The sequence below is a fragment of the Streptomyces sp. NPDC002754 genome (assembly GCF_053592315.1).
This window is the reverse complement of sequence record NZ_JBSFVM010000031.1, coordinates 55,595-76,503: the sequence shown is the minus strand read 5'-3', so window position 1 is coordinate 76,503 and position 20,909 is coordinate 55,595. Positions and strand designations below refer to the sequence as shown.

Below are 20,909 nucleotides of genomic sequence, written 5' to 3'. Positions count from 1 at the left end.
TTCGTCACGCTTCAGGTGCGCCACATCACGGAACTTCGGCGCATAAGGGAACAAGCGGCCGAATCCATCTCAACTCGGTTCGCTGCGTGCGAGCTTAGTCCCGCCGGATCATCGCCGGGTCATATTCAGCAAGGCCCTGAAATCGTCCCCACGACAGGAATACACTCGCCCCATTTGCACGCTCGGTCGCGAATCGCACACATGGAGCAATGGCGTCCGCGCGCGCGAATGTGGCCGAACGCAGCGGCGGGCCCACCCGGCATCCGGGTGGGCCCGCCGACGTACGCCTCGCTTCTACCCCACCGAGGAGTAGGCGACGACTCCCCTGCGTACGGCGTCCACGGCCTTGCGCGCATTGCGCCCCACCGTGGAGCCCTCCGTGGGGGCGGCCGCCGCGATCTGCCCCAGCACGTCGATGACCTGCTTGCACCAGCGCACGAAGTCGCCGGCCGGCATCTCGGCCTCCCGCAGCACCTCGTCGAGCCCCTTGCCCGAGGCCCACTGGTAGGCGATCCAGGCGAAGCCGAGGTCGGGCTCGCGCTGGCCGACGCCCTCCGCCTGGTTGATCCGGAACTCCTCCTCCAGGGCGTCGAGCCGGCCCCAGATCCGCACCATCTCGCCGAGCGCCGCCTTGGCCTTTCCCGCGGGCAGCTTGGGCGCGAGCGCGTCGTCCGCGACCCGCGCCTCGAACACCAACGCCGAGACGCACGCCGCGAGTTCGGCCGGGTTCAGGTCCTCCCAGACGCCGTCCCGCAGGCACTCACTGGCGAGCAGGTCCAGCTCGCCGTAGAGGCGGGCGAGCCGCTTGCCGTGCTCGGTCACCTCGTCGCCGCGCAGATAGTCCATCTCGGTGAGCAGCTTGACGATGCGGTCGAAGGTCCGCGCGATCGTGTTCGTGCGCCCCTCGATCCGCCGCTCCAGCTGCCCGGTGTCCCGCTTGAGCCGGTAATAGCGCTCGGCCCACCGCGCGTGGTCCTCGCGGTCGGAGCAGCCGTGGCACGGATGCGCCCGCAACTCAGCCCGCAGCCGCGCGATCTCCCGGTCGTCCGCCGCCTCCGAGCGGCCCTTCTTCTTGTGCCGGTCCGGCACGATGTGGCCGGCCTTGGTGCGCAGCGCGGAGGCCAGATCGCGCCGGGACTGCGGCGAGCGCGGGTTGAACGACTTCGGGATGCGCATCCGGTCCAGCGCCTCCACGGGCACCGGGAAGTCGATCGAGGCGAGCCGCTTGACCTGGCGCTCGGCGGTCAGCACCAGCGGTCTCGGGCCGTCGTGGTGCTCGAAGCCGCGATGCCCGTTGGACCGGCCGGCCGGCAGGCCCGGGTCGAGCACGAGCGCGAGGCCCGCGAACTTCCCCGTCGGCACATGGATGACGTCACCGGGCTTCAGCTTCTCCAGCGCGGCCGCCGCCTGGACGCGCCGCTGTGCGGCACCCTGCTTGGCCAACTCGGTCTCGCGGTCCTTGAGTTCGCGCCGCAGCCGGGCGTACTCCTCGAAATCGCCGAGGTGGCAGGTCATGGACTCCTGGTAGCCCTCGAGCCCCTCCTCGTTCTTCTGCACCTGCCGCGAGATGCCCACGACCGAGCGGTCCGCCTGGAACTGGGCGAAGGACGTCTCCAGGAGCTCCCTCGACCGGTGGCGGCCGAACTGGTCGACCAGGTTCACCGCCATGTTGTACGACGGCCTGAAGCTCGACTTGAGCGGGTACGTGCGCGTACCCGCGAGCCCCGCCAGGTACTCGGGGCTGAAGCCGCGCTGCCACAGCACCACGGCGTGGCCCTCGACATCGATGCCACGACGCCCGGCACGACCTGTGAGCTGCGTGTACTCACCGGGCGTGATGTCCGCGTGCTGCTCGCCGTTCCACTTGACGAGCTTCTCCAACACCACCGACCTGGCAGGCATGTTGATGCCGAGCGCGAGCGTCTCCGTCGCGAACACGGCCTTCACCAGGCCGCGCACGAACAGCTCCTCGACGACCTCCTTGAAGGTCGGCAGCATGCCCGCGTGGTGCGCGGCGATGCCGCGCTCAAGACCTTCGAGCCACTCGAAGTAGCCGAGGACGTGCAGATCCTCGTCGGGAATGGCCGCCGTGCGCTCCTCGACGATCGAGCGGACCTCGGCCCGCGCGTCCTCGTCGTTGAGTCTGAGGCCCGCGTACAGGCACTGCTGGACGGAGGCCTCGCAGGCGGCCCGGCTGAAGATGAACGTGATGGCGGGCAGCAGTCCCTCGGAGTCGAGGCGCTCGATGACCTCGGGGCGGCCCGGCGTCCAGATCCGGGAGCGCTGTCTGCGCTCCCGCTCCCTGTCGGCCTCGCGCATGTGCCGGCCGCGTCTGCGGTCCTGGTACGAGGGGCGGCTGGCCTCCATGCGCGCCATCCGCGTCAGGTCGGGGTTGACCGCCTTCTTGCTGCCCTCACCCTCCTCGAAGAGGTCGTACATCCGGCGCCCGGCGAGCACGTGCTGGAACAGGGGCACGGGCCGGTGCTCGGAGACGATCACTTCGGTGTCACCGCGCACGGTGTCGAGCCAGTCGCCGAACTCCTCCGCGTTCGACACCGTCGCCGACAGGGAGACGAGGGTCACGGACTCCTGGAGGTGAATGATCACCTCTTCCCAGACGGCGCCACGGAAGCGGTCTGAGAGGTAGTGCACCTCGTCCATGACGACGTAGCCGAGCCCGAGGAGCGACCGCGAGCCCGCGTACAGCATGTTGCGCAGCACTTCGGTGGTCATGACGACCACGGGCGCGTCACTGTTCACACTGTTGTCGCCCGTGAGCAGGCCGACCTTGTCCGCGCCATAGCGCTTCGAGAGGTCCTGGTACTTCTGGTTCGACAGGGCCTTGATGGGGGTCGTGTAGAAACACTTCTTGCCCTGCTCCAGGGCAAGGTGTACGGCGAATTCGCCGACGATCGTCTTGCCGGAGCCGGTGGGCGCCGCGACCAGGACGCCCTTGCCCGCCTCCAGCGCCTGGCACGCCTCGATCTGGAAGGGGTCGAGGCCGAAGTCGTACATCTCGCGGAAGGTCGCGAATGCGGTGGCCTGCTCGGCGGCCCGCTTACGGGCTGCCGCATACCGCTCGGCCGGTGAGAGGTCCTCTGTCATCGTGTTTTCCAGCCTACCGACGACCACTGACATCGGACGATCATTATCCGGTTAGGACTAGGGCCCGTCCGGCGGATCAGCCGGTGAGGATCCGCACCGCCCCCGGCACGCACCGCGCGACCAGCGGCAACGCGCCGACCGGCTCCCCGTCCGCGTAACCCGTGATGCCCCCGGCGGCCAACTCGACACGCGCCGCCCGGTACACGCTCACCGCGGGGTGGCCGATGTGGGTCCCCTTGTAGACGCGTGGGAACACCTTCATCAGGGTCGTACGGGAGCAGTCCCCGACCACGGTCACGTCGAAAAGACCGTCGCTCATGTCGGCCTCCGCGCAGATCCTCATGCCACCGCCGTACGACGTCCCGTTGCCGACGGCGATCAGCGTCGCGGCGACCTCGCGCACGGAACCGTCGTCGAGCGTCAGCTTGAAGGGCACCGCCTTGAAGGTGGCCAGTTCCAGCGCGATCGCCAGATCGTACTTGAAGCGGCCGATCGGCAGCCGCATCCGGTTGCCGCGGTCGTTGACGCGTGAGTCGAAGCCGGAGGCGAGCACAGTGCCGAACCAGTGGTCGCCGATCCGGCCGAGGTCGACCTCCCGGGTCCGCGAGCCCTTCAGCGCGTCGGCGACGAGCCGGCCGGCCGTGGCCGGGTCACGTATCGGAAGGCCGAGCGCACGGGCGAAGTCGTTGCCGGTCCCCACGGCGACGATCCCGAGCGGTGTGTCGGTCCCGGCGACCGCCTGCAGCGCGAGGTTCACGAGGCCGTCCCCGCCGACGGCCACCAGCGCCCCGGTCCCCTCCGCCACCGCTTCACGCGCGCGTGCCAGGGCGTCGTCGGCGTCCGTTCCGACGACGGTGCGCACCTGGAAACCGGCTGCCCGCAAAGCGGAAGCGGCCGGCTGCGCAGCGTGTGCGCCCCGGCCGCGTCCCGCGGTGGGATTGACGAAGAGGGTGATCTCACAGCTCACGTGCGGACACTAACAAGTGCCCAGCTCCGAACAGGAGTTACCTCAGGTCACATCGTCGTAACCGTTGATCCGGTCCGGTCGCGTCGCCGTGTCCGGCCGCTCGGAGGTCGCCTGCTCCGGGAGCGCCCGGCTCGCCGGGACGGGCTCGATCTCGCCGATGTCATCGGGCGTCAGGTCGAGCTCGGAGGCCTCGTCGTCATCGGGTCCCGCGGCCTCGCTCAGCCGCCTGCGCCGGTCGTTGAGCAGCGAGAAGATCACCGCTCCGAAGTAGAGGATCCAGATGGGCCCGGCGAGCAGCAGCATGGTCACCGGGTCGGTGCTCGGCGTCGCCACGGCCGCGAACACCGTGATGCCCATGATCATCGCGCGCCACCAGCCGAGCATCCGCTTGCCGGTGATCGCCCCGATGAGGTTGAGGAAGATCAGCAGCAGGGGCAGCTCGAAGGAGAGTCCGAAGACGAGCACCATGCGCAGCACGAGGTCGAGCAGATCGTCGAGCGGCAGCAGGTTCTGGGCGTTGCCCGGCGTGAAGTCGATGAGGACCTTCGCCGTCGTCGGCAGCACCGTGTAGGCGAAGTAGGCGCCGATCATGAAGAGCGGGGCGCCCGTGGCCACGAACGCGTACGCGTACTTCTTCTCGTGCCGGTGCAGACCCGGCGCGACGAAGCCCCAGAGCTGGTACAGCCAGACCGGCGAGGCGCCGACGACGCCGACCATCAGCGACACCTTCAGAGCGAGGGTGAAGGGGGTCAGCAGGCCGTTGAGGGTGATCTGGGCGCAGGGCTTGTCCGATGTCGTCTTCGCCAGCTCGGAGAACGACTGTGCGCAGCCGACCGAGTCGAGGATCGGCTTGGTGATCACATTGATGATGTCGTTGTAGAAGAACGCGGCGACGATCGTGATCGCGACGATGCCCACGAGCGCCTTCGCGAGCCGGTTGCGGAGCTCACGCAGGTGCTCCGCGAGCGGCATCCGCCCCTCGGGATCCTTCTCCTGTTTGCGGGCAGACTTGAGCAACCCACGTCCTCATCTCGTGCGGCAGGCCGCCATGGCAGGCGCGGCCTTCGATCAGCTCTTGGTCGTCTGGTTCGTCTGCTCGTTCACGGGACGCGAGCTGTCCACGTCGCCGGGGGACGCCTGGATGGTGCGCGGTACCGCGGTGTCCTTGGCGTCCTGCGGCGCGTCGGAGGGAGCGGCCGTCTTGTCGCCGCCCTCGCCCTTCATGGCCTTGGCCTCGCTCTTGAGGATGCGGGCCGACTTGCCCAGCGAACGCGCCATGTCGGGAAGCTTCTTCGCGCCGAACAGCAGAATGACCACTACGAGGATCAGGATGATCTCGGGTGCACCGAGCCTTCCGAACATATCCGTTTACCTTCTCACTGAGGCGGCAGGGGGCGGGGCTGCCGGTACCGATCGGACCTCGGACTGTTGTCCGACCACCGTGCTGGCAGCGATCGTATCCCGTGGGGGTAAACACGAGGCAATGCCCGTGCGTCCTCCCAATTGCGGACCGCGCCTCACTACCGGACCGCCAAAGGGAGCGTACCCGCCGACCACGACAACGGGACAGGCCGCGACGGTAAAGCGCTTTCCACGCTCCCGCCGAGGGCGCCGACGGGCCGTCAGACCACGTCGCCGCCGGCCTTCGCGACACCCACGGCGGCCCGCTCGAGGTCCTCCGCCGCGCGGTTGATCCGCTGCGTGGTGTCGGCCACTTGACTCCCGAGGCGCTGCGCCTCGACGAAGACCCGCACCGCGAGGACCGCCAGCACGGCGAGCCCCACGAAACCCACAGCAACCGCCAGCATCGCCCAGAACATGCGCCGAGCCTAGACGGTCTGGTGGAGACGCAGCGTGCGCACCCCGCCACCGGTGAGGAGTTCGATGATGCGCTCACCGGCGGGCTTGCGCACCGAGGTCTCGCACTCGGGGCAGGTGAACGAGTAGAACGTGGTGCGGCGGCTGGCCCCGATCGCCAACCGGATCGCCGTCGCGGCCAGTTCGAAGCGGGCGCGACAGTCGGGGCAGGCGGCCCTGAAGACGACGGGCGCGACGGTCGACGCCGTGGGGGACATTTCGGCGATATCAGTGAATCCGGCCATACCCGTCATGTCTCGCACCTCACGCCGCCCCGTCGTACGCCACGAGCGCCTCGCGCGCCGCGTCCCGCGCGCTGGTCGCCAGCTCGGCGGGCGCCACGATGTGCCCGTCCCGGCCGAGCCGCAGCGCGAGCCTGCGCAGCGAGGACGGCTCCGGCGTGCGCAGCGTGATCCGCAGCCCGCCGTCCTGCAGCTCCTCGGCGCTGTCGTGCGGGTAGTACTCGGCGACCCAGCGGCCACCGGGGCCGACCTCGACGACCACCTCGGGGTCCTCGGCCGCGGGCTGCACAAGCCCCTCGGACAGATCCCGCAGTTCGACCTCCGGCGGCGCCGACGGCTCGTCCAGGACCTTGATCTCGGCGACCCGGTCGAGCCGGAACGTCCGCCGCGCCTCCGAACGACGACACCACGCCTCTACGTAGGTGTGCCCCACGCTCACGAGCCGGATCGGGTCGATCTCCCGCTCGGTGACCTCGTCGCGGGCGGGTGAGTAGTAGCGGATCCACAGCCGGCGCCGCTCCGAGATCGCCCGGTCGACGTCCGCGAAGACGCCGCCCTCCGACTCGAAGGTGACGCTCAGGCGCGCGCTGGCGCCGGCCACCTCACCGGCCGCGGTCTCCAGCTTCGCGGTCGCCCGCAGCAGCGCGAGACGGTCGCTCTCCCGCAGCCCCGGCAGCGTCGCGACCGCGCGGGCCGCCACCAGAAGCGCGGTCGCCTCGTCGGCGGCGATCCGCAGCGGCTCCGCGACATCGTCGGGGTTGTGCCACCAGATGCGGTCGCCGTCGGTGTCGATGTCCAGCAGATCGCCGCCGCGGAAGCTCGTTCCGCACAGCGGCAGCACGTCCAAGTCGGAGATCAGCTCGTCCTCGGTGATGCCGAAGGCCCGCGCGACATCCTCCACGCGCGCGCCGGGGCGCTCGCGCAGATACGTCACCAGGGACAACATCCGCCGGGTCTGGTCAATGGCGTTGGAAGCCATCTGCGTACTCCCCCTCAGCCCTTGGCCACGGCGCGCAGCCGGTCCACGACATCGGCCCGCAGTTCCGCGGGCTCCAGCACCACCACGTCAGGCCCGAACTCCACGAGCCAGGCGTCGAGCCCGTGCCCGTACGGGATCTCCATCTCGTCCCAGCCCCCGCCGAGCTCGCGCACGGAGGCGGCCTTGGCGCGCAGCGGGTAGCCGGCGCCCGTCCGCAGCCTGATCAGCGCGGAGCGGTCGGCGGTCTCCCCCGCCCAACTCGCGACGGTCTCCCGCACGGTCACCACATCCGGCACGGGCACCTTGAACTGTCCTGCGCGCGAACGCACCTTGCCGGTGATCCGGGACAGCCGGAAGACCCGCTCGGCCTGCCGGTCCCGATCCCAGCCCGCGAGGTACCAGTGGCCGCGCCAGCACTCCAGGGCCCACGGCTCGACGTGCCGCTGCTCGGGCCGGACGGCCGTGGCCTTGCGGTAGTCGAAGACGACAGGGCGCCGGTCGCGGCAGGCCAGCATCAGCGGCTCGAAGGACGCCTCGTGCGCCGGGATCCTGGGTTCGAGCGCGCCATGGCTCTCGTACGGGTCCACGTCCTCGGGCATCCCGGCCGCGCGCAGCTTCTGCAGGGCGCCGCTCGCCGCTCCGGCGAGGCGGGCCTGCTGCCAGACCTTCGCGGCGAGGCCGAGGGCGGCGGCCTCCTCCGCGTCGAGCGTGACGGGCGGCAGGCGGTTGCTGTCACGGCCGGCCAGATATCCGACCTCGCCGTCCAGGTTCTCCACGGTCTCGATGACCAGGCCGAGTTCGCGCAGATCGTCCTTGTCGCGCTCGAACATCCGGTTGAAGGAATCGTCGCTGCCCGCTTCGAGGTAGGCCTCGATGGAGCCGCGCAGCTCGCGCTTGCTGAGCGGACGCCGCGTCCCGAGCAGACACAGCGCCAGATTCATCAGCCGCTCGGCCTTGGCAATCGCCATCGACGCCCTTTCTGAAGGTGACTCCCGACGGACGACCGTACCGCTCGGGAGTGTCGCGGCAAAAGCCGAGGGCCCATGCCAGCTGGCATGGGCCCAGGGTTGACCGCTTGCGGTCGGAGTGCGACTGGCTCAGACGGCGATCAGGTCACACACGAAGATCAGCGTCTCGCCGGGGGCGATGCGGCCGCCGCCGGCGCCACGGTCCCCGTACGCGAGGTGCGCCGGGATGGTCAGCCGACGACGACCGCCGACCTTCATGCCCTGCACGCCCTTGTCCCAGCCCGCGATGACCTGACCGGCACCGAGCTGGAACTCCAGCGGGTTGCCGCGGTTCCACGAGGCGTCGAACTCCTCGCCGGTGGAGAAGGCCACGCCCACGTAGTGGACCTTCACGAAGTCGCCGGCCTTGGCCTCGGCGCCGTCGCCCTCCCAGAGCTCCTCGATCTGGAGGTCCGCCGGTGCGTCACCGATCGGGAAGTCGACCTCGGGCTTGTCGATGTTCACGTGAAGTGCTCCTGCTTGTTGACTGCTCTGCAAACGGGACAGTCTGCCATCTTCTGCGGCTCAGTGTGCCGCTCAGTGTGCCGCTCAGTGTGCGGCGAGGATGTCGACCGTGAAGACCAGCGTCGAATTGGCCGGCAGCGTCTTGCCCTGCGCCTTCTTGCCGTACGCCTGCTCCGGCGGGATCACCAGGAGCACCCGGTCACCGACGTGCTTGCCGACGAGCCCGTTGTCCCAGCCCTTGATGACCTGGCCGCCGCCGATCGGCGTCGTGAACGGCTGGCCGCTCTTCCAGGACGAGTCGAACAGCGCGGCCTTCTTCTTGCCCTCGTTGATCTTCCAGGCGGCACCGCTGTACTGCATGGTGACCGTCTGGCCCTTCTTGACCTCGTCACCCTTGCCCTGGATCAGGACCTTGTCGACCAGCTTCTTCGGCGGGTCGCTCTTCGGGATCGAGATCGTCGCCGGCTCTTCCTTGTCGGCCTGGATCTGCGGCAGGTCCGACGGGATCGAGGCCTGCTTGCCCGCGGCCTTCTTCGGGATGACCTTGCCGACGTCCAGGGCGAAGACGAGCGTGTCCGAGCCCTTGATGCCCACCTGCTGGTTGCCCTGGCTGCCGAAGCCCGCGGCCGGCGGCGCCACGACGAGGACCCGGCTGCCCTCCTTCTGCCCGAGCACGGCCTGCGAGAACGCCGGAAGCTGACCCTCGGCGCCCGCGGTCACCATCTGGTCGCCACCGCCCTGCGCGCCGTACGTGGACCCGAGGTCCTTGCCGCCCTTCCAGACCTTTCCGGTGAAGTTCATCGACACCAGGTCGTTCTTCTTCACCGCCGGACCGTCACCCTGCGACACCGTGTGCACGACGAACTTGTCGCTCGGGTCGCCCTTCGGCAGCGAGATCTTCGCCTGCTTGCCGTACGCCCCCGACACCGCCGGCATCGGGTCGGCCTTGTCGACCGCCTTCGGCACCGCGGCCCCCTTCGGCGAGGAGGACGAGTCGGCCTTGTCCGCCGAATCCTTGTTGCCGTCATCGCCGCCGCAAGCCGTCGCGGTCAGCGCCAGTGCCGGCACGATCAGTAGAGCTGCAAGTCGGCGTCGCACAGTGGTCCTCAGGTCGCTCGAATAAGGTCCGGCCACTCTAGGCCCTGTCCCTGACATTCCAAGGGACGGCCGGGGGCCTCGTACGAATGATTCGTACGAGGCCCCCGGCCGGATTGCTCAGCGTGTGCGCCCACATACCGGCGATCACATACCGGCGATCAACTTCTCCACCCGATCGTCCACACTGCGGAACGGGTCCTTGCACAGCACCGTGCGCTGCGCCTGATCGTTCAGTTTCAGATGCACCCAGTCGACCGTGAAGTCACGGCGCTGCTCCTGGGCACGGCGAATGAAGTCACCGCGCAGCCTCGCGCGCGTGGTCTGCGGCGGCACCGACTTGCCTTCGAAGATCTTCAGATCGTTGCAGATCCGCTTGGCCTGGCCCTTCTTCTCCAGGAGGTAGTAGAGACCGCGCTGCCGGTGGATGTCGTGATACGCGAGGTCTATCTGCGCGACCCTCGGGTGCGACATCGTCATGTTGTGCTTCGCGCGATAACGCTCGATGAGCTTGTACTTCATGACCCAGTCGATCTCGGTGCCCACCCGGTCCAGATCCTCGGACTCGATGGCGTCGAGCGTGCGACCCCACAGCTCGAGGACCTGCTCGACGGTGCCGGTGCGGATCCCCCGGCGATCGACGAAGTCCACGGCCTTCTCGTAGTACTCGCGCTGCACCTCGAGAGCCGAGGCCTCCCGGCCACTGGCGAGCCGCACCTTGCGGCGACCCGTGATGTCGTGACTCACCTCGCGGATCGCCCGGATCGGGTTCTCCAGGGTGAGGTCCCGCATCACCGTGCCCGCCTCGATCATGCGCAGCACGAGGTCGGTGGCGCCGACCTTCAACAGCATCGTCGTCTCCGACATGTTCGAGTCGCCGACGATGACGTGCAGACGGCGATAGCGCTCGGCGTCCGCGTGCGGTTCGTCCCTGGTGTTGATGATCGGCCGGGAGCGCGTCGTCGCGGAGCTGACGCCCTCCCAGATGTGCTCGGCACGCTGGCTCACGCAGTACACGGCACCGCGCGGAGTCTGCAGCACCTTGCCCGCACCGCACAGCAACTGCCTTGTGACCAGGAAGGGGATGAGAATGTCCGCGAGCCGTGAGAACTCCCCGTGCCGCGCCACCAAGTAGTTCTCATGGCAGCCGTAGGAGTTACCCGCCGAGTCGGTGTTGTTCTTGAACAGGTATACGTCGCCCGCGATCCCCTCCTCGTGCAGGCGGCGTTCGGCGTCGACGAGCAGGCCTTCCAGAATGCGCTCGCCCGCCTTGTCGTGCGTGACCAACTCGGTCACGTTGTCACATTCGGGAGTTGCGTATTCCGGATGCGACCCGACGTCGAGGTAAAGGCGGGCACCGTTCCGCAGAAAGACATTGCTGCTGCGGCCCCATGACACGACACGGCGGAAGAGGTACCGCGCCACCTCGTCAGGAGACAGGCGGCGCTGTCCCCTAAACGTACACGTGACGCCGTACTCGTTCTCCAGCCCGAAAATGCGGCGGTCCATGACTGAACATTACGCCCGATCCCCCGAGCTGAAACGGGGTTCGACGGCACGGTTTGGATCATTTTCCGAAGAGCGTGCGACACGCCCGGACGTGCGCGGCTCCGCCAGGACCCGAGCCGTTGAAACCAGGACGACCAGCGCGAGCGCGCCGGCGACCGCCGGAACGGCGAAACCCCACCGTGTGCCGGCCCACTCGACGACCGGGCCCGCCACGGCCGTTCCCACACTGGAGCCGACCATGAACGTCGTCACGAGCCACGAGAACGCCTCCGTCACCGTGCCCCGCGGCGCGTGCCGGTCCACCACGATGAACGCACACGCGATGCACGGCGCGAGGAACACCCCCGCCACCACCATCAGAGCCACCATCGCCACCGGACCCGGCATCAGGACCAACGGCACGTAGAACAAGGCAAGGAGCGCCACCAGCCACCGAAGTCGCGCCTCCGGAGCGCCACTCCACTGGCGGGCCCCATACATGCTGCCACCCACCAGCGCGCCCAACCCGATCGCCGCCATCAGCCAGCCGTACACGGCATCGCCGCCGCGCCCCTCCGCATACGACATCGCCGCCACGGTGATCGAACCGAGCGCGATCCCGATGAACAAGAAGGCAACGAGCAGGACCAGCAGCCCAGACGAGCGCAACGCGCCCAGCCAATGCGCCTCGCGCGGAGCCGAACGCCACGCGCGCGAAGGCTTCGACAGCACCACGGAGAGCGCGCCCAACACGCCGATCACGTTGAGCACCACGAGCGCGGCCTGCGCCGACCACAACGACACGCACAGGGTCACCAGCAACGGCCCTACGGTGAACATGACTTCCTGCGCGATCGCGTCCATCGCGTACGCCGTGTGCACCTGCTCCTCACGCGCCAGCACACTCGGCCACAGCGCACGCAGACCGCCCTCGAGCGGCGGCGTGAACAGCCCGGCCAGGGCCATCGCCGCGTACGCCAACGGCAGCGAGTCCATCCCGACGAACGCGAAGACCGTCATCGCGAGGCCCGACAGGATCGCCGCCGGCAGCTGCACCAGCGGCTGGCCCCGCAGGTCGACGAGGCGCCCCAGGAGCGGCTGCCCGATCGCGTTCGCCACCCCGTACACCGCCGCGAGCGCGCCCGCCAGGCTGTACGTGCCGCCCTCGGCCCGGATGAAGAGCACGACGGCGATCGGAGCCGTCGCGTTCGGCAACCTGCCCACCAGGGTCCCGGTGAGCAGCCGCATCGCGTGCCGCGCCCTGAGGATCTCCGCATAACCCGCTGCCATCGACCCGCCCCCGCCTTGAAGTTTTACGTATAACGTCTCGGCGTTATACGTACCACGTGCCCGGCGGACAGAGCCACCCGCTAACGTCGGGAACCCCGGACGACCCCTACGGAGGCACCAGTGACCAGCGGCCCGGACGGCACCACCACCGCCCGCCCCACCAGCAGAGACGTCGCCCGCGCGGCAGGCATCTCGCAGGCCGCCGTCTCGCTCGTCATGGGCGGCAAATGGCGCGGCCGAGTCTCCGAGACCACCGCCGAACGCGTCCGCGCCGCCGCGGAGCGACTCGGCTACCGCCCCAACCTCGCGGCCCGCAACCTCCGCACCGGCCGCACCCGCACCGCCCTCCTCGTCGTCCCCGCACTCACCAACGAGTTCTTCGCCGGGGTCTACACCGGAGCGGCCCGCGTCGCGGCACAACACGACTTCGGCGTCATCCTCTACCCGTCACCCGACGGCATCGGCCCCGCGCGCGACCCCTTCCCCTCCGCCCGCGCCGCACTCGACGGCATCCTCGCCTCCTCCATGGCCGCCGACGCCCTCACCGCCCTGCGCGGCGACGACACCCCACCCATCCCCCTCGTCATGCTCGACAGCGACCCCGCGGGCAGCCCCGGCGCCACCACCGTCAACCTCGACCTCGCCGACGGCATCCGCCGGATCACCGACCACCTCATCGCCCACGGCCACCGGAACTTCCTGCACCTCGCCTCCGCCGTCCAGTCCTGGACCTTCGACGTCCGCGCCCGCGAACTCGCTGCCCGCACCGCACAGTTGCCCGACACCACCGTGCGCACCGTCCGCTCCGCCCTCACCGTCGAGGACGCCGTCGCCGCCACCGAAACAGCGCTGCGCACCTCCGGCCTCGTCGAGCCCACCGCCATCGTCTGCGACGACGACAAGCTCGCCGCCGGCGCCTACAAGGCCGCCCGCCGGATGGGCCTGCGCGTCCCCGACGACCTCTCCGTCACCGGCTTCGACGACCTCTCCCTCGCCACCGCGATCGAACCCGAACTCACCACCGTGCGCCTGCCCGCCGAAGAGGTCGGCGCCCACGGCATGCGCGCCCTGCTCGCCGTCCTCGACGAACGCGAGGCCGAAACGACCCCGCTCCCCGTCGAGTTGATCGTGCGCGGCTCCACGGGACCGGCCGCACCCCGCCCCTGACACACGGGTGCCCCGGCCGGTTCGACAACCGGCCGGGGCACACGACGCGCTACGAGCTACTTGTCCTCTGAAGGACCTGAAGGTCCGTCGTCGTCGGACACCGCCTCCGACTCGGCCTCCGTCGTCGCGGCAGCCCCCTCGGCCGTGAGCAGCCGCGACAACTGCCGCCCCACGATCCGCTTGAACTTCCGCTGCTGCGGCCGCGTCCGGTCCAGGACCGCCACCTCCAGGCGCTCCGCGGGAATCTCCCGCTCGCCCCCGTTGGTGTCCCTCGACAGCGCCGTCACGGCCAGCTTCAGGGCCTCGGACAGCGTCATGCCGTCCCGGTGCTCCTGATCCAGGTAATTGCTGATCTGCTCCGCACTGCCACCGACCGCCACCGAGCCGTGCTCGTCGACGATCGACCCGTCGTGCGGAAGCCGGTAGATCTGATCACCCTCGGCCGACTGCCCGACCTCGGCGACCACCAACTCCACCTCGTACGGCTTCTCCCCCGCGCTGGAGAAGATCGTGCCCAGCGTCTGCGCGTACACATTCGCCAGACCACGAGCCGTCACATCATCACGGTCGTATGTGTACCCCCGCAGATCCGCGTAGCGCACACCACCGATCCGAAGGTTCTCGTACTCGTTGTACTTACCGGCGGCCGCGAAACCGATCCGATCATAGATCTCGCTGAACTTGTGCAGAGCACGGGACGGGTTCTCGCCGACGAACACGATGCCATCGGCGTACTGCAGCACGACAAGGCTGCGACCGCGAGCGATGCCCTTGCGCGCGTACTCCGCGCGGTCGGCCATCGCCTGCTGGGGTGAGACATAGAACGGCGTCGACACCGGCTATCCGTCCCTTTCTGTCAGTAAAAAGTCAGTGGGGAACCAGAGGCAGAGGCGCGGTCAGCTCACAACAGGGCGGCCCGCGGGCCGTCCGGCTGCTCCAGACGCCGCTCGAGAACCGCCCGCGCGATCTCGGACGACTCATCGTCCGACAACCGCCGGAACCCGTCCTCAGTGATCACCGTGACGATCGGGAAGATACGCCGCGCCATGTCCGGACCACCCGTCGCCGAGTCGTCATCGGCCGCGTCGTACAACGCCTGCACGACCAACGTCGTCGCCTGCTCCTCCGTCAGGTCCTCGCGGTAGAGCTTCTTCATCGCCCCACGCGCGAACACCGAACCGGAGCCGGTCGCGGCATACCCGTGCTCATCACTCCGGCCACCCGTGACGTCGTACGAGAAGATCCGGCCCTTCTCGCGATCCACGTCGTAACCCGCGAACAGCGGCACAACGGCCAGCCCCTGCATGGCCATCCCGAGGTTCGACCGAATCATGGTCGACAACCGGTTCGCCTTGCCCTCCAGCGACAGCTGCGCACCCTCGACCTTCTCGAAGTGCTCCAGCTCCAACTGGAAGAGCTTCACCATCTCGACGGCCAGACCGGCGGTGCCGGCGATGCCCACGGCCGAGTACTCGTCCGCCGGGAAGACCTTCTCGATGTCGCGCTGCGCGATCACGTTCCCCATCGTGGCCCGCCGGTCACCGGCGAGTACCACGCCACCGGGGAACGCGACCGCGACGATGGTCGTGCCGTGCGGGGCCTCGATGACACCCTGCGTCGGCGGCAACTGCCGGTTGCCCGGCAGGATTTCGGGCTGGTGCTCGGACAGGAAGTCCATGAAGGACGACGATCCCGGCGTCAGGAAGGCAGCCGGTAGACGCCCGGTGCTACGAGGGTTGGCTTCCACGCGTTTCCTTCCAAGTAGGCAGCGGCCCGACGGACGGTGTCGAGGTCATCCCCCAACTTGCCGATGGCCGAATTGCAGTTGAAGCACAGTACGCCACGGACCCTACCCGTCTCGTGGCAGTGATCCACATGTACTGCCGGGGCATTCAGCTTGTGGTACCACTCGGCGTGCGGCTTGCCGGAAATACGCGGCGCCGCATTCCGCCACGCATTGCCGGCACCACACCTGGAGCCCGTGCAGACGGTCGTGTCGGCCGCGACCGACATGACCGCTATTGCCCGCCCTTCTGCACAAATGACCTCACGAAGTCCTCTGCGTTCTCCTCCAAGACGTCGTCGATTTCGTCCAAGACGGAGTCGACGTCATCGCTCAGCTTCTCCTGGCGCTCCTTGAGGTCCTCGGTCGACTGCTCGTCGACCTCCTGCTCCTCGACCTCCTCGGTGGAGCGCGTCGCCTTCTGCTGTCCGCCGCCGGTGTCCTTGGTTGCCATGTCCAGCTCACCCCGCTCGGTTCGACATCCACGCCGTGGGACGACGTGGTTCGCTCAGGTCGTTCGTGATCAGAACCCTACGCGTCGGCTCTGACATCGGCCCCGCACTTTGTGCAACGTGCGGGGCCCACCTCTGTGATTCCCCTGCCACCGACTTTTCAGCCCTGGATCGGTGATTGATCATCGGTGGATCGGGTGCCCGTCACTGGCCGGACAGCACCCGGACCAGGTCCTCGGCCGTGCGGCACCTGTCCAGGAGCTCCTTCACGTGGTTCCGCGTTCCGCGAAGGGGTTCCAGGGTTGGGACGCGCTGGAGCGAGTCCCGGCCGGGGAGGTCGAAGATGACCGAGTCCCAGGAGGCCGCCGCGACGTCGTCCGCGTACTGCTCGAGGCAGCGTCCGCGGAAGTACGCACGGGTGTCCTCCGGCGGCTTCGTACGGGCGTTCTCGACCTCGGTCTCGTCCAGGAGGCGCTTCATCTTGCCGCGCGCCTCCAGGCGGTTGTAGAGGCCCTTCTCGGCCCGTACGTCGGCGTACTGGAGGTCGAGCAGGTGCAGCTTGGCGGCGTCCCACTCGAGGTTGTCGCGGCGCCGGTAGCCCTGCATGAGCTCGAGCTTGGTGACCCAGTCGAGCTCGCCGGACAGGCTCATGGGATCCGACTCCAGGCGCCCCAGCACGTCCTCCCAGCGCGCCAGGACGTCCTTGGTCTGGTCGTCCGCGTCGGAGCCGAAGCGCTCCTCCACGTACTTCCTGGCGAGCTCGAAGTACTCCATCTGGAGTTGCACCGCGGTGAGTGTGCGGCCACTACGGAGAGTGATCAGGTGTTGGAGGGACGGGTCGTGGGAGACCTGGTGGAGGGTGCGGACGGGCTGGTCCACGGCCAGGTCGACCGCGATGAAACCGTCTTCGATCATGGACAGAACGAGTGATGTCGTGCCGAGCTTGAGGTAGGTCGAGATCTCCGACAGATTCGCGTCGCCGATGATCACGTGCAGGCGGCGGTACTTCTCCGCGTCGGAGTGCGGCTCGTCGCGGGTGTTGATGATCGGGCGCTTGAGGGTGGTCTCGAGGCCCACCTCGACCTCGAAGTAGTCGGAGCGCTGGCTGAGCTGGAAGCCGTGTTCGTGGCCGTCCTGACCGATGCCCACACGGCCGGCGCCCGTGACCACCTGGCGGGAGACGAAGAAGGGCGTCAGGTGGCGCACGATGTCCGAGAAGGGGGTCTCCCGCTTCATCAGGTAGTTCTCGTGCGTCCCGTAGGAGGCGCCCTTGTTGTCGGTGTTGTTTTTGTAGAGGTGGATGGGCTGGGCGCCGGGCAGCTGGGCCGCCCGGTCCGCGGCCTCGGCCATGATGCGCTCGCCGGCCTTGTCCCAGAGCACGGCGTCGCGGGGGTTGGTGACCTCGGGTGAGCTGTATTCGGGGTGTGCGTGGTCCACGTAGAGGCGCGCGCCGTTGGTGAGGATGACGTTGGCCAGGCCGATGTCCTCGTCGGTCAGCTGGCTCGAGTCGGCGGCCTCGCGTGCGAGGTCGAAGCCTCGCGCGTCGCGCAGCGGGTTCTCTTCCTCGAAGTCCCAGCGGGCCCTGCGGGCCCGGTGCATCGCCGCGGCGTAGGCATTGACGATCTGGGACGAGGTGAGCATGGCATTGGCGTTGGGGTGGCCGGGGACGGAGATCCCGTATTCCGTCTCGATGCCCATTACTCGCCGTACGGTCATGCGGCCCTCCTTGCCCGGCAGCGCCCTCGGTCGGGGGCGCCGCTCAAGTACCGCTGGTTCTCCGGTGCGTGTGCGGTGCCCGTCCCCGCACTGCGCGACTCGGCGGCATGGAAGAGACTAGAACGCCTTTGCGCTGGTGGGGAGATCATTTGCGTCATTGGATTCGCTCCGGCTTCGCGCGGTCGCTCGCGTGGTCGGTTCCTGTCGTGCGCCGCGGAGTGCTGCCGCAAAACAGTCGGCTGCGGGTACCCGGTTCGGGCACCCGCAGCCACCCTGTCTTTTACAGGTACTGACCGGTGTTCGCCACCGTGTCGATGGAGCGTCCGGTGTCCGCGCCCTGCTTTCCGGTGACGAGGGTGCGGATGTAGACGATCCGCTCGCCCTTCTTGCCGGAGATTCGGGCCCAGTCGTCCGGGTTGGTGGTGTTGGGCAGGTCCTCGTTCTCCTTGAACTCGTCGATGCAAGCCTGCAGGAGGTGGGAGACCCTGAGTCCCTTCTGGTTCTGTTCGAGGAAGGCCTTGATGGCCATCTTCTTGGCGCGTCCGACGATGTTTTCGATCATTGCGCCGGAGTTGAAGTCCTTGAAGTAGAGGACTTCCTTGTCGCCATTTGCGTATGTCACCTCGAGGAAGCGGTTTTCCTCGGATTCGGTGTACATGTGCTCCACGGCCGTCTGGATCATGGCGTGGACCGTGGCTGCCTTGTCGCTGCTGTGCTCCTCGACGTCGTCGATGTGCAGCGGGAGGCGTTCGGTGAGGTACTTGCCGAAGATGTCCTTGGCCGCTTCGGCGTCCGGGCGCTCGATCTTGATCTTCACGTCGAGTCGTCCGGGCCGCAGGATGGCCGGGTCGATCATGTCCTCGCGGTTGGAGGCGCCGATCACGACCACGTTCTGCAGGCCTTCGACGCCGTCGATCTCGGCGAGCAGCTGCGGGACGATGGTGTTCTCGACGTCCGAGCTGACGCCGGAGCCGCGGGTGCGGAAGAGGGATTCCATCTCGTCGAAGAAGACGATGACGGGGGTGCCCTCGCTGGCCTTCTCCCTCGCACGCTGGAAGACGAGGCGGATCTGCCGCTCGGTCTCGCCGACGTACTTGTTGAGAAGTTCGGGACCCTTGATGTTGAGGAAGTAGCTCTTGCCCTGGGCCACTCCGGTCACTTCTGCGACCTTCTTGGCCAGGGAGTTGGCTACTGCCTTGGCGATCAGGGTCTTACCGCATCCGGGGGGCCCGTACAGCAGGACGCCCTTGGGCGGCCGCAGTTCGTGCTCCCTGTAGAGGTCCGGGTAGAGGTAGGGGAGCTCGACCGCGTCGCGGATCAGTTCGATCTGGTTGCCCAGGCCGCCGATCTGCTCGTAGCCGATGTCCGGGACCTCTTCGAGGACGAGTTCCTCTACTTCGCTCTTCGGTACGACTTCGTAGACATAGCCGGATCGGGGTTCGAGCAGCAGGGCGTCGCCGGGGCGGATGGTGACGTCCAGCAACGGCTCGGCGAGCCGTACCACCCGTTCCTCGTCGGTGTGCCCGACCACGAGGGCTCGATCGCCGTCCTCGAGGATTTCCTTGAGGGTGACGATGTCGCCGACGCTCTCGAACTCCATGGCCTCGACCACGTTGAGCGCTTCGTTGAGCATGAGTTCCTGGCCGCGTCGGAGCTCTTCGAGTTCGACGCTTGGGCTCACGTTCACGCGGAGTTTGCGGCCGCCGGTGAAGATGTCGGCAGTGCCGTCCTCGTTGGCCGAGAGGAAGACTCCGAAGCCTGCCGGCGGTTGTGCGAGCCGGTCGACTTCTTCCTTGAGGGCCACGATTTGGTCGCGGGCCTCACGGAGTGTGTTGGCGAGCCGCTCGTTCTGAGCGGACACGCCGGCCAGGTTTGTCTGCAGCTCGACGATCCGCTCTTCGAGAATCCTCGTGTGCCGCGGAGAGTCGGCGAGCTTGCGCCGCAGGACGGCGATTTCCTGCTCGAGATAGGCAACCTGCCCGGCGGGGTCTTCGGACCCTCGTCCCGGGCGGATGCCGCGGTTGATGTCGTCGTCGTGGGCTGCCACGGTCCTCACCTCCTCCAAGGGGAGCTGGACGCTTCCAGACCCTACCTGGGCGGGTGTCGATTGAAACCCCTAGATCAAAAAGACGATGGGGTGTGTCCGATCTTCACCCTTGCGCTCTCCCTCACGCCAGGGGAATACCCACCCAACAACATCGGAAAGCGGCCGGTTGTAGGGTCGAAGCGTTCAACACCCGTCAGGCTTGGCCCGACTTACTCCTCTGAAGGAGGTTTTCGGGGGCCGCGACGCAGGAAAGCGCAGGAGACATGACCGTGCGGCAAGAGGCCGGATCCGACACCGGAAGCAGCGTTCCGCTGGAGGTGTGGATCGACCAGGATCTGTGCACCGGGGACGGGATCTGCGCGCAGTACGCCCCTGAGGTCTTTGAGCTGGACATCGACGGTCTGGCGTATGTGAAGAGCGCGGACGACGAGCTGTTGCAGGACGTGGGTGCGTCAACGCCCGTGCCGCTTCCGCTTCTCACGGATGTGGTGGCGTCGGCGAAGGAGTGTCCGGGCGACTGCATCCATGTGCGGCGGGTTTCGGACAGGGTCGAGGTGCACGGCCCTGACGCCGAGTAATTTTTTGCTCACTCCGCTCACTCTGCGTAGACGAACGGGCCCCGTTCGCCGGTTTTCCGGCGGGCGGGGCCCGTTGTGTGCGGTGTCAGGCGGCGCGGGCCTCGGAGGGCGTGGAGCGGACGAACGCCCCGCCCTGCCACTGCCACTTGGCCTTCTCGTGGACGTCCGGGCGGTATCGGGGCACGGAGTCCGAGGAGTAGCCGTCCAGCTCGGCGAGGACCGATCCGTCCTGTATGGCGAGCGTGGTCGCCGAGTAGTTGTCCTTGGGTGTGACGAGCGTGGCGACGACGCGGGGTTTGGCACCGGCGGGTTGGGTGACGACGTAGATGCCGCTGGGTGGTGTGCCGACGCCGGCGTCGCAGCGGACGACGGCGACCGTCTCGGGGCGTCCGTCGCCGTCCAGGTCCCCAGCGGCCTTCTGGACCACGGCGGTCTTGACGGGCCCGCAGTCGAGCGGGAAGTGCACGGCGGCGGGATCGGGCGGGGCCACGGCCGCGGGTTTGCCCGCGGGGGCCCTGTGGTCGGCCTGGGCCGCGGTGGCGGAGCCCGGCTTCAGGAAGCCGGAGACCGCGACGACGGCGGCGAGGGCGGCCGCGGTGGCCAGCCAGTGGATGGGTCGTGTGGTGGTGTGCGCCAGTTCCGGGACGGCGGATTGCTGCACGAGGAGCGTC

The 20,909-nt window shown here is 68.3% G+C and carries 20 protein-coding genes and 1 pseudogene; 2 read left to right on the top strand and 19 right to left on the bottom strand.

Annotated elements, in window-relative coordinates:
* Window positions 1–294: 294 nt before the first annotated feature.
* The 12 genes from ACWD2L_RS34945 to ACWD2L_RS34890 form a co-directional block, all read right to left on the bottom strand.
* Window positions 295–3,105: a DEAD/DEAH box helicase gene (locus tag ACWD2L_RS34945; RefSeq protein WP_451193111.1), complete on the bottom strand. Its 2,811-nt coding sequence runs from the start codon at window positions 3,103–3,105 to the stop codon at window positions 295–297.
* Between the two features lie 76 nt (window positions 3,106–3,181).
* Window positions 3,182–4,072, bottom strand: coding sequence for a diacylglycerol kinase (locus ACWD2L_RS34940; protein WP_351337409.1), 891 nt, complete (start codon window positions 4,070–4,072; stop codon window positions 3,182–3,184).
* Window positions 4,073–4,114: 42 nt separating this feature from the next.
* The gene (gene tatC, locus ACWD2L_RS34935; protein ID WP_351337412.1) at window positions 4,115–5,089 is read right to left on the bottom strand and encodes a twin-arginine translocase subunit TatC; all 975 of its coding nucleotides are present in this window, start codon (window positions 5,087–5,089) and stop codon (window positions 4,115–4,117) included.
* Window positions 5,090–5,140: 51 nt separating this feature from the next.
* On the bottom strand, window positions 5,141–5,434 hold the full coding sequence (gene tatA / locus ACWD2L_RS34930; protein WP_351337415.1) for a Sec-independent protein translocase subunit TatA: 294 nt from the start codon (window positions 5,432–5,434) through the stop codon (window positions 5,141–5,143).
* Between the two features lie 260 nt (window positions 5,435–5,694).
* On the bottom strand, window positions 5,695–5,892 hold the full coding sequence (locus tag ACWD2L_RS34925) for a G protein-coupled receptor family protein (protein ID WP_351337417.1): 198 nt from the start codon (window positions 5,890–5,892) through the stop codon (window positions 5,695–5,697).
* A gap of 9 nt (window positions 5,893–5,901) precedes the next feature.
* The gene (locus tag ACWD2L_RS34920; protein ID WP_351337538.1) at window positions 5,902–6,174 is read right to left on the bottom strand and encodes a hypothetical protein; all 273 of its coding nucleotides are present in this window, start codon (window positions 6,172–6,174) and stop codon (window positions 5,902–5,904) included.
* A 19-nt stretch (window positions 6,175–6,193) separates the two neighbouring features.
* Window positions 6,194–7,150 (bottom strand): helix-turn-helix transcriptional regulator, encoded by a 957-nt coding sequence (locus tag ACWD2L_RS34915; protein WP_351337420.1) that lies wholly within the window; start codon window positions 7,148–7,150, stop codon window positions 6,194–6,196.
* A gap of 14 nt (window positions 7,151–7,164) precedes the next feature.
* Entirely contained in the window at window positions 7,165–8,118 is a 954-nt protein-coding gene (locus ACWD2L_RS34910) for a helix-turn-helix transcriptional regulator (RefSeq protein WP_351337423.1), read from the bottom strand.
* Window positions 8,119–8,247: 129 nt separating this feature from the next.
* A complete protein-coding gene (locus ACWD2L_RS34905; RefSeq protein WP_351337426.1) occupies window positions 8,248–8,622 on the bottom strand; it encodes an FKBP-type peptidyl-prolyl cis-trans isomerase in 375 nt (124 codons plus the stop codon).
* Between the two features lie 84 nt (window positions 8,623–8,706).
* Window positions 8,707–9,720: an FKBP-type peptidyl-prolyl cis-trans isomerase gene (locus ACWD2L_RS34900; protein WP_351337429.1), complete on the bottom strand. Its 1,014-nt coding sequence runs from the start codon at window positions 9,718–9,720 to the stop codon at window positions 8,707–8,709.
* A gap of 144 nt (window positions 9,721–9,864) precedes the next feature.
* Window positions 9,865–11,226 (bottom strand): Pup--protein ligase, encoded by a 1,362-nt coding sequence (gene pafA, locus ACWD2L_RS34895; protein ID WP_351337432.1) that lies wholly within the window; start codon window positions 11,224–11,226, stop codon window positions 9,865–9,867.
* Between the two features lie 9 nt (window positions 11,227–11,235).
* The gene (locus ACWD2L_RS34890) at window positions 11,236–12,495 is read right to left on the bottom strand and encodes an MFS transporter (protein WP_351337435.1); all 1,260 of its coding nucleotides are present in this window, start codon (window positions 12,493–12,495) and stop codon (window positions 11,236–11,238) included.
* Window positions 12,496–12,615: 120 nt separating this feature from the next.
* Here ACWD2L_RS34890 and ACWD2L_RS34885 point away from each other — a divergent pair, with 120 nt between their 5' ends.
* A complete protein-coding gene (locus tag ACWD2L_RS34885) occupies window positions 12,616–13,662 on the top strand; it encodes a LacI family DNA-binding transcriptional regulator (RefSeq protein WP_351337437.1) in 1,047 nt (348 codons plus the stop codon).
* A gap of 56 nt (window positions 13,663–13,718) precedes the next feature.
* Here the strand turns inward: ACWD2L_RS34885 and prcA are convergent, their stop codons facing one another.
* From prcA to arc, 6 genes and pseudogenes are all read right to left on the bottom strand, one after another.
* Window positions 13,719–14,498: a proteasome subunit alpha gene (prcA, locus tag ACWD2L_RS34880; RefSeq protein ID WP_351337440.1), complete on the bottom strand. Its 780-nt coding sequence runs from the start codon at window positions 14,496–14,498 to the stop codon at window positions 13,719–13,721.
* A gap of 65 nt (window positions 14,499–14,563) precedes the next feature.
* The gene (prcB, locus tag ACWD2L_RS34875; RefSeq protein ID WP_351337443.1) at window positions 14,564–15,409 is read right to left on the bottom strand and encodes a proteasome subunit beta; all 846 of its coding nucleotides are present in this window, start codon (window positions 15,407–15,409) and stop codon (window positions 14,564–14,566) included.
* Window positions 15,361–15,558: pseudogene (locus ACWD2L_RS34870) on the bottom strand (endonuclease VII domain-containing protein); the annotation flags it as partial. The pseudogene ACWD2L_RS34870 and the gene prcB, both read right to left, overlap by 49 nt.
* 122 nt (window positions 15,559–15,680) lie before the next feature.
* Window positions 15,681–15,899, bottom strand: coding sequence for a ubiquitin-like protein Pup (locus ACWD2L_RS34865; protein ID WP_306319237.1), 219 nt, complete (start codon window positions 15,897–15,899; stop codon window positions 15,681–15,683).
* A gap of 202 nt (window positions 15,900–16,101) precedes the next feature.
* Window positions 16,102–17,613, bottom strand: coding sequence for a depupylase/deamidase Dop (gene dop / locus ACWD2L_RS34860; protein WP_351337447.1), 1,512 nt, complete (start codon window positions 17,611–17,613; stop codon window positions 16,102–16,104).
* 280 nt (window positions 17,614–17,893) lie between these two features.
* On the bottom strand, window positions 17,894–19,660 hold the full coding sequence (gene arc, locus ACWD2L_RS34855) for a proteasome ATPase (protein WP_351337450.1): 1,767 nt from the start codon (window positions 19,658–19,660) through the stop codon (window positions 17,894–17,896).
* A gap of 263 nt (window positions 19,661–19,923) precedes the next feature.
* Here arc and ACWD2L_RS34850 point away from each other — a divergent pair, with 263 nt between their 5' ends.
* A complete protein-coding gene (locus ACWD2L_RS34850; protein WP_351337453.1) occupies window positions 19,924–20,238 on the top strand; it encodes a ferredoxin in 315 nt (104 codons plus the stop codon).
* Between the two features lie 85 nt (window positions 20,239–20,323).
* Here ACWD2L_RS34850 and ACWD2L_RS34845 read toward each other — a convergent pair whose 3' ends face one another.
* A complete protein-coding gene (locus tag ACWD2L_RS34845) occupies window positions 20,324–20,899 on the bottom strand; it encodes a hypothetical protein (RefSeq protein ID WP_351337456.1) in 576 nt (191 codons plus the stop codon).
* Window positions 20,900–20,909: the final 10 nt, after the last annotated feature.

Bases quoted from the DNA above. Each gene is read 5' to 3' on its own strand.
- ACWD2L_RS34945 (WP_451193111.1), bottom strand. From the start codon at position 3,105: ATGACAGAGGACCTCTCACCGGCCGAGCGGTATGCGGCAGCCCGTAAG.
- tatA (WP_351337415.1), bottom strand. From the start codon at position 5,434: ATGTTCGGAAGGCTCGGTGCACCCGAGATCATCCTGATCCTCGTAGTG.
- ACWD2L_RS34925 (WP_351337417.1), bottom strand. From the start codon at position 5,892: ATGTTCTGGGCGATGCTGGCGGTTGCTGTGGGTTTCGTGGGGCTCGCC.
- ACWD2L_RS34920 (WP_351337538.1), bottom strand. From the start codon at position 6,174: ATGGCCGGATTCACTGATATCGCCGAAATGTCCCCCACGGCGTCGACC.
- ACWD2L_RS34915 (WP_351337420.1), bottom strand. From the start codon at position 7,150: ATGGCTTCCAACGCCATTGACCAGACCCGGCGGATGTTGTCCCTGGTG.
- ACWD2L_RS34910 (WP_351337423.1), bottom strand. From the start codon at position 8,118: ATGGCGATTGCCAAGGCCGAGCGGCTGATGAATCTGGCGCTGTGTCTG.
- pafA (WP_351337432.1), bottom strand. From the start codon at position 11,226: ATGGACCGCCGCATTTTCGGGCTGGAGAACGAGTACGGCGTCACGTGT.
- ACWD2L_RS34890 (WP_351337435.1), bottom strand. From the start codon at position 12,495: ATGGCAGCGGGTTATGCGGAGATCCTCAGGGCGCGGCACGCGATGCGG.
- ACWD2L_RS34865 (WP_306319237.1), bottom strand. From the start codon at position 15,899: ATGGCAACCAAGGACACCGGCGGCGGACAGCAGAAGGCGACGCGCTCC.
- dop (WP_351337447.1), bottom strand. From the start codon at position 17,613: ATGACCGTACGGCGAGTAATGGGCATCGAGACGGAATACGGGATCTCC.
- ACWD2L_RS34850 (WP_351337453.1), top strand. From the start codon at position 19,924: ATGACCGTGCGGCAAGAGGCCGGATCCGACACCGGAAGCAGCGTTCCG.